General features: G+C 64.6%; 4 protein-coding genes and 1 tRNA gene. All 5 read right to left on the reverse strand.

All coding sequences use genetic code 11. From position 1 onward, the window contains the following. Positions 1-192: 192 nt before the first annotated feature. The 5 genes from G572_RS0103880 to clpX all read right to left on the reverse strand — a co-directional run bounded on the left by G572_RS0103880 (position 193) and on the right by clpX (position 13,005). Complete coding sequence (locus tag G572_RS0103880; RefSeq protein ID WP_029057355.1) at positions 193-7,263, reverse strand: autotransporter outer membrane beta-barrel domain-containing protein; 7,071 nt, start codon at positions 7,261-7,263, stop codon at positions 193-195. A gap of 623 nt (positions 7,264-7,886) precedes the next feature. Further along, positions 7,887-7,962: transfer RNA gene (locus G572_RS0103885), tRNA-Val, on the reverse strand. A 421-nt stretch (positions 7,963-8,383) separates the two neighbouring features. Then, complete coding sequence (locus G572_RS0103890; RefSeq protein WP_224805286.1) at positions 8,384-8,701, reverse strand: HU family DNA-binding protein; 318 nt, start codon at positions 8,699-8,701, stop codon at positions 8,384-8,386. Between the two features lie 141 nt (positions 8,702-8,842). After that, positions 8,843-11,266: an endopeptidase La gene (gene lon, locus G572_RS0103895; RefSeq protein ID WP_029057357.1), complete on the reverse strand. Its 2,424-nt coding sequence runs from the start codon at positions 11,264-11,266 to the stop codon at positions 8,843-8,845. Positions 11,267-11,739: 473 nt separating this feature from the next. Then, a complete protein-coding gene (gene clpX / locus G572_RS0103900) occupies positions 11,740-13,005 on the reverse strand; it encodes an ATP-dependent Clp protease ATP-binding subunit ClpX (RefSeq protein ID WP_029057358.1) in 1,266 nt (421 codons plus the stop codon). Positions 13,006-13,009: the final 4 nt, after the last annotated feature.

The raw sequence follows: 13,009 nt of genomic DNA on the forward strand, positions 1-13,009 counted from the left end.
GCGTTTTCTCTCCTCCCCCCGATGATACCGCCGTCTCGGCCCTGCCGCTCGCTCCTGTGTGCGGTTTCCCCCTTGCGGCCTCCGCCCGCGCCTGCGGCGTCGCCCCCTGAGACGCGCAATCAAACGGCATTGCGGACACACAAACGGCCCGCGACTTGAGAGCCACGGGCCGTGTCTGCGCATCCATCCGCCTCAGAAGCGAAGCTTCATCCGGGCATAGCCGCCAAGGTCGGTCGTGTTCTCACTGAAGCCCGCCTGTCCGAGCAGCGAAACCGAGAAACGCTCGCTGACGTCCATGTCGAAGCCGGCCGCGAAATCGGCACGTACACGGTCGGAACTCGAAACGCTGGAGAGCGATCCGAAGGAGGCATCCGCGCCGGCAAGCACCGCCGTGGTCGACACGCTCGGATCGGTGAGCTGGGCCGTGATCCCGCCGCGCAGGAAGACGACGGTCGGACGGTCCTGGAGATCGAACGCATGTCCGATCTCGAGGATGGGCGCTGCCGCGACCGAGGTCTTGGACACACCACGAACATTCCAGTTGAGCGGACCCGAGCCGGTTTCCCTGAACGCATCCTGCCACAAGCGCGTGACAGACAGGGCGACAGCGGGCTTGGCGTAGAAGCCATGACGCTCAAACACCGCCGACACGCGCCCTTCGGCCGTCAGGAACCGGCCCTTGATGTTGGCCGAGGCAGTGTGACCCGTGCCACCGATCGCATAGCGCCGGTTCTGGTCGAGATCGTAGACGCCACCGCCAACCGTGGTGGAGAAGGTGAACATCCCCACTTCGTGCTTGAGCGCGACACCGGCGCTGAAGCGGCTGCCGGACTGCGAATAGGTGCCGCTCGTCACGTCGAGGTATTCGAGCTGACCGCCGACCTCGACGAAGGTGCTGTCGAAGACTTCCTTCTGGAAGGCACCGGCGACGCCGGTCGTCACTTCGAGGAAGGAATCCGTGGTTGACGTTGCGCTTTGGTGATGGCGATTGCCGATCGCCTGCACCCACACGCACTCGCGCTGGCGGAAGAACGCATCGCCCATGCCGGGATCGAGCGTCGGACAACTTTGCAGCAGCCCGTGCAGCGCCTGGGACGCGGCAACGGCCTTCATCGCGCCGTTCAGGCTTTCTTCAGGGGACAGCGAATTGAAATGGCGTTCCGTCTCGGCCGTGTTCCCGGAATTGAGCAGCGTCGAGCCGAACTCCCGCACGCCACCGGATGTGTCGTCGGTCATCCCGGCGGTCTTGATCTGGTTCATCGCGTTTTCAAAGTACTGCGCGGTGTTCGCGGCATTGCGCCCCATACCCGATGCGCCGCCCTGATAGTCGACGCTGTAGTCCAGAAACACCTCGTCGTCACTGCCGTCTAGCGTATAGGCGATCACGCCGTTGCTCCGGACTTGCGCATCCGACCAGTCGATAGTCTCGCCGTTCGCCGATGTGAAGAACTTCAGGCTACCGGTGTCACCGGAAGTCAGCGTCGTCGACTTCGACCACTGGGTTTCGACGGTGCCGCCAAGTTCGATGACGTCGTCCTTGCCGTGGACATCGACAATGATGAGGTCGTTCGTGATCGTCCCGTCGGTTGCCTGGGCTGCGTCCACGATCAGGAGATCGCTGCTGGTGAATCTGCCCGTCGTGATCGTGGAGGTATGAACCTTGCCCCACTCGCCGGCTGTCAGGACGGCGGAGTTCGCGAACAGGCTGTCGGCATGGATGCCCATGTTGAAGCTTGTGCCCAGTTCGGTCACGCCGGACTCGATGTTGTAGAAGGCCTGCTTGTTCGCGTCATTCAGGTCGAGCGAGCCGGTCAGCTTTCCTCCGTTGTTGACGATTTTGAGCGAGGCTTTCTGGTCGTTGCGCACCACGACCGAATCGAGATCCGCACTGCGCAACGTTCCGCCGTTGGTGATCTGGTTGGTGACGATGAGATCACCTTCGGAATTCGACACGGATCGACCACCCATGACGGCGATTGTTTCATAGGCATCGCTCGATGTGGTCTCGACCAGGCCTCTCGGGCCGATCGAGATCGCGACCACGCCCTCGCTGTGATTGTTCCCGTCCGGATCGTGTTCGTGGAAGCTGGACGCCTGCGCCAGGATTGCACGCCCCTTTGCACCTTCCGCCCGCACGGTTCCGTCGACCGTGATGTCGACGCCCTTGGAGTAGCTCTCGCCGCCGCCCGATACGCTTTGGGCGTAGACGCCGACGGATCCGTCGCCGGTCACGTCGACCAGGCCAAGCACGTTCACCGAGACTTCACCGCCGAGACCGTCGCGCCCTTCGCTGCCGATGGACCCGCTGCCGTCGCCGGCCTCCAGCTCGCCCTCGGCACCACCGCCGCCGCCGACCGAATAGGCGAAGATGCCGTGGGCGTTCGCGCCATTGGTGAGGATGGTGCCTTTCGAAGAGACGGAGACGTCGCCGCCGTCGCCACCCTTGCCGCCGTCCGCCACGCTGAAGACCTGGGCGCCGAGCGTTTCCCAGAGATCGTCGATCTCGTGAACGATGGTGGTCTCGATATCGCCGGCCGCACCGCCGCCGCCGCCCTGCGACTGCGCCAGAATGCCCATCGCGCCATCGCCGTCGGTCGTGATCGTGCCGGAGTTCGACACGTTGATCGTGCCACCGTGGCCGCCGCCGCCGGAGCTGCCGGCAACCGACAGCGACGTGATCAACCCTTGCGAGCCGTCGCCGCCCGTGCCGCCCCCGCCGCCGACCGACTGGGCATAGATCGCGGTCGCGGAATCGCCGGACGTGGTGAGGTAGCCGTCGTTCGTCACCGTCACGGCACCGCCATCGCTGGCCTCGCCGGCTCCGCCGCCGACATCGACCGAGAACCCCTCGTAGAGGCTCTCCGGGAACTCCTTGAACTGTTCGTAGATTTCCTTTGCCGTGTTCAGCTTTTCGTAGATCTCGTAGACATCGGCCAGCCAGCCCTCCAGACCCGGTTCGCCATTGCCGCCGGTGCCGCCGGAGCCACCGACGGACTGGGCGAAGATCGCATAGGAGGCCTTGCCCGACGTGGTGATGGTCGTCTGCTTGTGATTGGTGACATCGACGGTGTCGCCGTGGCCGCCACCGCCACCGCTGCCGCCCATGGTGAAGGACAGGCTGACGCCCTTGGATTCAGCGCTTTCGCCCTCCTCGTTCTTGGGTGCCAGGGTATAGCCGATGGAATAGGCGCCGGCATTGCCGCCGTCGCCGCCGCCGCCACCGACCGACTGGGCATAGACACCATAGGAGGTGTCCTGCGCTGTGGAGATGTCACCGCTGTTGTCGACCGTGACCTTGCCGGCATGGTTGCCAGAGCCGCCGCCGCCGCCAACCTGCGCGTTGGCGGTGACCTTGAGGTAGTTTTCTTTTTGGCGTTCAAAATCGCCAAAGAAGCCGATACCCGAACCGCCATCGCCGCCATCGCCACCAACCGACTGCGCGAAAATGCCGTGCGCGTTGCCGCCGGTGGTCGCAAGGGCCTTCGTGTTGGTGACCTTGACGTCGGAAGCGAGCGCGCCCGAGCCGCCGTTGCCGCCGACCTGAACGCTCGATTCAAAGGAACTTCCGGTGCTGACGTCCAGGGTGCCGGCATAGCTTACGCCGCCCGCACCGCCGTTGCCGCCAACGGACTGGGCAAAGATCGCATCGGCATAGTGGCCGCTCGTCGTGATCGCGCCGTTGTTGTTGATTGTGACCGCGCCGGCCTTGCTGCCGCCGCCACCGCTGCCGCCAACGGTCACGGCAACAGTTGCGCCACCGTCCATCGAGGCATTGAAGGTGCCGGCATAGACAGCACCGCCCATGCCGCCGTCCCCGCCCACCGACTGTGCGGCAAGACCGAAGGACATGTAGCCGGAGGTTTCGATCGCAGCGGAATTGTCGATCTTGACGGCATCGGCGATACCGCCGTCGCCACCGTCGCCGCCAACCCCGACATTGACCGAGCCGGAGATCTCACCCGCCGTGGCCGACCCCATCGCCAGCATGCCGGCGTTGCCGCCGGAGCCGCCGACGCTTTGAGCCAGGACGGCGGAGGAATGATCGCCCTTGGTCGTCAGCTTGCCCGCGTTGCTGACGTTGACCGTCCCGCCGGTGCCGCCTTCGCCGCCGTTGCCGCCAACGCCGATATTGACGTCAACGACACTGACCGCGCCCGAAGCCGTCACCGCGCCGTTGCCGCCGCCGCCTCCGAGCGATTGCGCGAAGATCGCGACCGATCCGTCGCCGTCGGTCTGGACCTCTGCGTCGTTCTCGACAGAAACGTTGCCGGCATCGCCGCCCTGTCCGCCGTTGCCGCCATGTGTGTAATCCATGCTGATGCCGAGGTCGCCGTTGACCGTGGTGTTGGCGACACCGCCGCCGCCGGCAACGCTTTGCGCCAGAATGCCGGTCGCGGATGCGCCCTTGGTCCAGATCTTGGCCTTGCTTGTGACGCTCACGTCGCCGCTGACGCCGCCGTCGCCGCCGGACTGACCAAGCGTCACGGCACCGGCCGAAAGCCCCACATCGGCGTTGATCGTCGATCCGGCCTTGCCGCCGCCACCGCCAACCGACTGCGCGAGAATGCCAAGCGACATATGCCCGCCGGTCGCGATGGTTCCATTGGAGACAACCGTCACCTTGCCGCCATCGCCGCCGGCCCCGCCCTGCGCGCCCTGATTTCCGACGAACTGGCTCAGGTTGAGACCAGCGAGATTGCTGTCGAACACATTGCTGGAATGACCGCCGCCGCCGCCAACCGATTGCGCGAGTATGCCATCGGAATCGTGCCCCTTGGTGGTAATCGCCGCATTGCTGGTGAAGTCGACGGTGCCGCCGGTTCCGCCCTTGTCGCCATCCGCGCCCATGTCGTGGTTGAACTCGATCGCGACCCCGACCTGCACGCTGTTGCCGGCAGACCCGCCACCGCCGCCAACCGACTGGACGAACGCGCCGGCCGAATTGTGCCCGTCCGTCTCGATTGTTCCGCCAATGGTGCCGGAGACCGTGCCGCCGTGATGCTCCTTGTCGCTACCCTGCGAACCCGTTTGCGGATTGAACATCAGGCCGACATTGATCTCGACCGTGTTTCCGCCCGCACCGCCGCCGCCACCAACCGACTGGGCAAAGAATCCGCGCGAATGGTCGCCGGAGGTCTTGATCACGTCCTTGTCGGAGCCGGTGAACGTCACGTCGCCACCCGACCCGCCACCGCCGCCGCTGGTCCCGACCAGCGGCTGGAGCAGTGCGATCGCCTCGAAGGAACTCGCGCCCTTGCCGCCACCGCCGCCGAGTGACTGGAGCATGATGCCGTCGGCGTGATCGCCTTCGGTGGTGACCGAAACGCCCTTGCCCTTGCTGGTGAAGGTGACCGTGTCGCCATTGCCGCCGCCGCCGCCGTCCTGACCGTAGGCGAAGGCACCGCTCGGCGAATAGGCATCGCCACCGCCCGCACCGATGCTTTCCACCAGGATGCCGACCGAAGCGTCGCCCTTTGTGGTTGCCGTCACACCGTCGACCGTCAGCGTCGCGGTCCCGGCCTTGCCGCCGAGGCCGGCATTGCCGCCGACCGCATAAAAGCCGTCCGACGCACCCGAGCTGCCGCCGCCGCCGCCGATCGACTGGACCTTGATCGCCGTCGCGTTGACGCCCTCGGTCGCGAATGTGCTGCCCGCAAGGCTGACGTTCACGGTTCCGCCGACACCGCCGGCGCCCGCTTCCGCCGCAAGGGCCGACAGGCCGGACGTCTTGCCCGCCTTGCCGCCACCGCCGCCGATCGACTGGGCATGAAACGCGCTGGCGTGATCGCCCTTCGTCGTGACGTCCGTCGAGGTGACGGTTGCCGTCACCTTGCCGCCGGCGCCGCCGCTGCCGCCCTTGCTGCCATAGGAAAAGACGCCGGACACATCGCCGCCGTTGCCGCCCATGCCGCCGACGCTCTGCAGGAGAACGCCGTCCGCACCTTCGGCGGAGGTGTTCACGGTGGATCCGGTCAGGGTCAGGTCGACCGTTCCCGCCTCGCCGGGCTCACCCGGATTTCCCGAGTGGTTCTTGATGCCGCCGTGATCGCCACCGCTGTCGCCGGCCTGGCCGCCAGCGCTTTTCAGGTAAATCGCCGGTCCGGACCCGTCGCCCTTGGTCGTCACATCGACCTTGAGGTCGGCCGTAACACTGCCGCCGTTCCCGGCGTCCCCGCCGTCGCCGGCGTAATCGTGACCGCCCTTGCCGTCGCCGCCGTCGCCGCCACCGCCACCGATGCTGGTGATGTAAATCCCGACAGGACCGGTGGTCACGATGGTGCTGAGCGCGGAACTTGCCGAGACATTCACCGTGCCGCCATTGCCGCCGTCGCCGCCATTGCCGCCATAGGCGCTGTCGGCATCCCAGCCGTCGACTTCGCCGTAGCCGGCACCGCCACCCCTGCCGCCCTGCGACGACACATGAATACCGACGCCGCCAAGGGCCGTACCGTCGGAATTGTAGGTGAGATAGTGACCATCCTTCAGGCTGAGCGTCGCTGCCCCGCCATTGCCGCCCGTGCCACCGACGCCGCCCTCGGCATCCTTGAGGCCGCCCTTGGATTCCGCCCAGCCGCCATTGCCGCCGGCCCCGCCGGTGGTCATCAACTGAATGCCGCGCACCGCGTCCTGAACCGAGGCGGATGAGCTTTGGGTTCCGTTTGCCTGGATTGCCGATGGCGTCTTTCCGCCAGAATCAGACTGCGCGATGAAAGAAACAGTCCCGCCCTCACCGCCATCGCCGCCGCGCCCGCCGGTCGCGTGCTTGTCGGTGTGCTTGGCCTCGTGGCCGTAGCTTCCCTCCCAGCCGGTCGTTTCGATGACGACGCCGCTGGTACCCACAAAGCCGAACCCGCTGTCGAGACTGACCGTGGCATCGATAGTCGCGCCCGCGTCTCCATCGACACCCGACTGACCGTTGCGGTTGGAGCCCGACCAGTCATCGGGAGCGTCCGTCGTGCCGCCGGGATCCCGAAGATACATGGCCGGACCGTCCTGCTTGCCGGCGTCCGGGCTCTCATAGGCATTGAGGTCGTTCGTCAGCCCCTTGAGCGTCAGCGTGTGTACGCCGTTCTGGTCGTGGACGATGGCCCCGTTCATTTCCCCGCTGCAGGTCTCCACCTTGTTGTCGATGCTACACCCGGCTTCCGCCGGCGTCAGAGCCGTCGCCGACAAAAGCGCCACGGCGAGCGGCAAGGCCAGGGGGCGGAACGAAACGCGATCGCGGGGCGGGCAAACCGACGAAACAGAGGCAAGACGGGTCATCGACGCGGAACCTGTATTGGCGTACGGACCGACACGGTCCGCAGAGGCAGGAAAACCCGTCGAGACAAGAACGCTTCATGCCCCGGTCGCTCGCAAGAGCGATGAAGGGCGATAAAACGGAAACGCTGGGAAGGATCAATTCATGAAAGGTTGAAGTGCCCGATGCCCCGACGGCCTCGCGCAGTTGCGAGACGAGTCGAATAATTGGCCAAAAATCTTAAGCAACACCTAAACGCGGATTATTTTCAATCACTTGCGACACAACCTCAAATTACCCTAGGGAAGGAATTGATTTTGTTCTGACATAGGCCCCATACAGACGAGGTTAGGCTTCCGACGCGTGAACGTTGCAACCTCGACGACCCGAAAATTTAAAGAAAAGCAATAAGTCCGGCGGGCTGACCCGCCCCCACCGAAAAGCAAACAGCGGCGAAAGTGACGCACCCCGGAGCTTTTACATACCCAACACCGCGCGCCGCGCCCGCAGCGTTTTCGCGAAAAGAAAACGACGACTTGAAGCGACAAAGCGACCGGAAGGAAACGGCGACCGAGCGACGCGGCCGCGCCAGGCTCATCGGGCCTTGCAAGGACCGGCCATGTTGAATCGCATCGGGGACGGAAAATGGTGGGCGGTGAGAGACTCGAACTCCCGACATCCTCGGTGTAAACGAGGCGCTCTACCAACTGAGCTAACCGCCCGACGCGAAACACGGCCCACCCTGTACAGGGCCCATGCCGAAACAAGGCAACGTAGGCCTTGACGCGCAAGAAGCTCGAATGCGCCCCCTCAGGAGGCCGTGCAGTCGAGTCTGGAATTCTCTTAAGCCGGCGCGCCGGGAAATTCAACAGGCTCTTGCAGCTTGTCCCATGCCAACGGGCGGGAGACAGCGGCCGCCGCCCTGGCGCCGGCGTCAAGACATCCTGGAAGCGCCGGTCCACTCAAGCCGCCCGAAACGCTCCAGCCGGCTCGCAGGGGCGTCCTCGGGCGTTTTCTCCACCCGGAAGGGCAACATCAAACACCGGGTCGCAGGTCGAAGCGGACAGCCCAGGCCCAAACGCGAAGCGGCCCCGCGTGCTGTCGCGCGCAGGGCCGTCACGCAAGTTCTGCGTCGTCGCGTCCTCAGACGTTGACGGCGTCCTTGAGGCCCTTGCCGGCCTTGAACTTCGGCGTCTTCGATGCCGGAATCTGAATGGTCTCGCCCGTGCGCGGGTTGCGGCCTTCGGAGGCTGCGCGCTCGGAAACCGAGAAATTGCCGAAGCCGATGATGCGGACTTCGCCGCCGCTCTTCAGCGTGGTGGTGACGGCGTCGAGCGCGGCATCGACCGCTTCGCCGGCCTGCGCCTTGGTGAGACCGGTCTTTTCGGCAACAGCGGCGATCAGATCGTTTTTGTTCATGGCAGTCCCTTTCCTGGAAACAGCAGCCCGTCGATTCGTCACAGGCTTCGGCAGGGACACTCTTGCGATTTCAGGCCCAAGGCAAGCCGAAAAGGGCAGAAATCCGCGATTTTGTCCCCTTTTTATACGACAAAGGGGCCCCGGCGCGAGCCGGGACCCCTTTTTTGTGCATAACCCGTGACCTTAATGGGCGACCGGCTTGGCCGCCTCCGCCTCCGCGCGCACCGCTTCGCGGGCCGCATCGGCCGCTGCCTCGTCCCATTCGATGGGTTCCGGCGTGCGCTCCAGCGCGGTCTTGAGGACGTCCTCCATGCGCGACACGGGGATGATCTCAAGGCCGTTCTTGACGTTGTCAGGGATCTCGGCGAGGTCCTTGGCGTTGTCTTCCGGGATCAGGACGGTGGTGATACCGCCCCGCAGCGCCGCAAGCAGCTTTTCCTTCAACCCGCCGATCGGCAGGATCCGGCCACGCAAGGTGATCTCGCCGGTCATCGCGACGTGACGGCGCACCGGAATGCCCGTCATCACGGAGATAACGGCGGTGGCCATCGCGATGCCCGCAGACGGACCGTCCTTCGGCGTCGCGCCTTCCGGCACGTGGACGTGGATGTCGCGCTTGTCGAACAAGGGCGGCTCGATGCCGAAATCGACGGCCCGGGACCGCACATAGGAGGCGGCCGCGGAAATCGATTCCTTCATCACGTCGCGCAGGTTGCCGGTCACGGTCATCTTGCCCTTGCCCGGCATCATGGCGCCTTCGATGGTCAGCAGCTCGCCGCCCACCTCGGTCCATGCCAGCCCGGTCACGACGCCGACCTGATCTTCAAGCTCGGCTTCGCCGTAGCGGAACCGCGGCACGCCCAGGAGTTCCTCCACGCCCGCCTCGTCGACCAAGATGGTCGACTTCTCGCTCATCAGGATTTCCTTGACCGCCTTGCGCGCCAGGGTCGCCAGCTCGCGCTCGAGGTTTCGCACGCCCGCCTCGCGGGTGTAGCGCCGGATCACCATCCGCAGCGCCGCGTCCTCGACCTCGAACTCGCCGTCCCGCAGACCGTGATCCTTGACCGCCTTGGGCAGCAGGTGACGGCGGGCGATCTCGACCTTTTCATCCTCGGTGTAGCCGGCGATCCTGATGATCTCCATCCGGTCCATCAGCGGCGCGGGGATGTTCAGCGTGTTCGCCGTGGTCACGAACATCACGTCCGACAGGTCGTATTCGATCTCCAGATAGTGATCCATGAAGGACGAGTTCTGTTCCGGATCCAGCACCTCCAGGAGCGCCGAGGAGGGATCGCCGCGGAAGTCCATGCCCATCTTGTCGATCTCGTCGAGCAGGAAGAGCGGATTGGACTTCTTCGCCTTCTTCATCGACTGGATGACCTTGCCGGGCATCGAGCCGATGTAGGTGCGGCGGTGGCCGCGGATCTCGGCCTCGTCACGCACGCCGCCGAGCGACATCCGCACGAACTCACGGCCTGTCGACTTGGCGATGGACTTGCCGAGCGAGGTCTTGCCGACACCGGGAGGTCCGACGAGACACAGGATCGGTCCCTTCAGCTTGTTCGCCCGTTTCTGCACGGCCAGATACTCCACGATCCGCTCCTTGACCTTCTCCAGGCCATAGTGGTCGGAATCGAGCACCGACTGGGCATGTTTCAGGTCGTGCTTGACCTTGCCCTTCTTGCTCCACGGAATGCCCAGCAGCCAGTCGAGGTAGTTGCGCACCACCGTCGCTTCGGCCGACATCGGGCTCATCTGCTTGAGCTTGCGCATCTCCGCGGTGGCCTTTTCGCGGGCCTCCTTGGACAGCTTCGTCTTGGTGATGCGCTCTTCCAGTTCGGCCACCTCGTCGCGGCCGTCCTCGCCGTCGCCGAGTTCCTTCTGGATCGCCTTCATTTGCTCGTTGAGATAGTACTCGCGCTGGGTCTTCTCCATCTGGCGCTTGACGCGCGAGCGGATGCGCTTTTCCACCTGCAGAACGGAAATCTCGCTCTCCATCAGGCCGAGCACGCGCTCAAGCCGTTCGGAGACCGAGGTGATGCCGAGGATTTCCTGCTTTTCCGGGATCTTCACCGCGAGATGCGACGCGATCGTGTCGGCAAGCTTTGAGTATTCCTCGATCTGACCGACGGCGCCCAGCACCTCCGGAGAGACCTTCTTGTTCAGCTTCACGTAATTCTCGAACTCGGAGATCACCGAGCGGGAGAGCGCCTCGACCTCGACAGTGTCGCCCTCTTCCTCCGGCAGCGCCACAGCATGCGCCTCGAAGAGGTCGCTGCGGTCGGTGTACTCGGAGATGCGCGCACGCGCGCCGCCCTCGACCAGCACCTTCACGGTGTTGTCGGGCAGCTTGAGCAATTGGAGCACGGTTGCCAGCGTGCCGATCTCGTAGATGTCGGAGGGCGACGGATCGTCGTCTGAGGCATTCACCTGAGTGGCAAGCAGGATCTGCTTGTCGGCGGCCATCACCTCTTCCAGCGCACGAATGGACTTCTCGCGCCCGACGAAAAGCGGCACGATCATATGCGGGAAGACGACGATGTCGCGAAGGGGAAGCACCGGATACAGCGTTCCCTCGCCCTCGGGCCGCGCATCGAACTCAGTCATTGGTTTTCCTTTCCTTGCGAACCCGCCGCCCCCAAAGGTTGCGGACACGGACGGGCGCATTGCCGGCTGCGTTGTCGAACCGCGAAGGCCCTGCCCCCGATCCGATCCGGCCATCGACCGCCGCCCCGCCATGGGCACGCCGGGCGATGCCACGCCACCTGTTGTCACATTAGGTGGAGTCCCCCTTGCGCGGTGTCAAGGCGCGCAGGCGTGTGGTCACTGTGTGTCGTAAACAAGAGTAAGCGCAAAGCCGCCCGATTCGCCGAAAAACCGCGCCGTTTGCCCAATCCTTCGGTGGAAATCCCCGAAACGGGGCGTTGTCCGGCCCCGCCGGCCGCAGAACCGGATGAACGCAGCGTTCTCCGGCCTTTGCGCGTCCGCAGTCCGCCCCATACGCAAAGGAGCCCCGGAAACGCGTTCCGGGGCTCCTCTTTGCAAAACGCTCGCGGGCGGCCGGACCGGCCGCCGCCCACTCAGGCGCTGGAAACGGATTCTTCCTGGCGATCCTCGTAGATGTAGAGCGGACGTGCCTCGCCCGTCACGACCTCGGCGGAAATGACCACTTCCTTGACGCCCTTGAGGCCCGGAAGCTCGTACATCGTGTCGAGGAGGATCGTCTCGATGATCGAGCGCAGGCCACGCGCGCCGGTCTTGCGCTCGATGGCCTTGCGGGCAATCGCCTTGAGCGCTTCCTCGTGATAGGTCAGCTCGACGTTTTCCATGTCGAACAGGCGCTGGTACTGCTTGACCAGAGCATTCTTCGGCTCCGTCAGGATCTTGACCAGCGCTTCCTCGTCGAGGTCGCCAAGCGTCGCGATCACCGGAAGACGTCCGACGAATTCCGGGATCAGGCCGAACTTCAGCAGATCCTCAGGCTCCAGCTCGCCGAACAATTCGCCCGTGCGCCGGTCCTCGGGGGCCTCGACATTGGCCTTGAAGCCGATCGAGGTCTTGCGGCCACGCTCGGAAATGATCTTGTCGAGCCCGGCAAAGGCGCCACCGCAGATGAACAGGATGTTCGTCGTGTCGACCTGCAGGAACTCCTGCTGGGGATGCTTGCGACCGCCCTGCGGGGGAACCGAGGCAACCGTACCTTCCATGATCTTCAGCAAGGCCTGCTGCACACCCTCGCCCGACACATCGCGGGTGATCGAGGGATTGTCGGCCTTGCGGCTGATCTTGTCGACCTCGTCGATGTAGACGATGCCGCGCTGTGCGCGCTCGACGTTGTAGTCGGCCGACTGGAGCAGCTTGAGAATGATGTTCTCGACATCCTCGCCGACATAACCGGCCTCGGTAAGCGTCGTGGCATCGGCCATGGTGAAGGGCACATCGAGGATGCGCGCCAGCGTCTGCGCGAGCAGCGTCTTGCCGCAACCGGTCGGACCGGCCAGCAGGATGTTCGACTTCGCGAGTTCGACATCGTTGCTCTTGGACGCATGGTTCAGGCGCTTGTAGTGATTGTGCACCGCGACCGACAGCACCTTCTTGGCAGGTCCCTGGCCGATCACATAGTCGTCGAGGACAGACCGGATTTCCTGCGGCGTCGGGATGCCGTCGCGCGACTTCACGAGCGAGGACTTGTTCTCCTCGCGAATGATGTCCATGCACAGCTCAACGCATTCGTCGCAGATAAAAACGGTCGGGCCGGCGATCAACTTGCGCACTTCATGCTGGCTTTTGCCGCAGAAGGAGCAATAAAGCGTGTTCTTCGAATCGCCGCCGCTGGCCTTGGTCATCAGG

This window comes from Stappia stellulata DSM 5886 (assembly GCF_000423705.1).
In the GTDB taxonomy this organism is placed as follows: Bacteria; Pseudomonadota; Alphaproteobacteria; order Rhizobiales; family Stappiaceae; genus Stappia; species Stappia stellulata.

Excerpts from the sequence above, each read along its gene's own strand:
- G572_RS0103880 (WP_029057355.1), bottom strand. The coding sequence starts at position 7,263 with ATGACCCGTCTTGCCTCTGTTTCGTCGGTTTGCCCGCCCCGCGATCGC.
- lon (WP_029057357.1), bottom strand. The coding sequence starts at position 11,266 with ATGACTGAGTTCGATGCGCGGCCCGAGGGCGAGGGAACGCTGTATCCG.
- clpX (WP_029057358.1), bottom strand. The coding sequence starts at position 13,005 with ATGACCAAGGCCAGCGGCGGCGATTCGAAGAACACGCTTTATTGCTCC.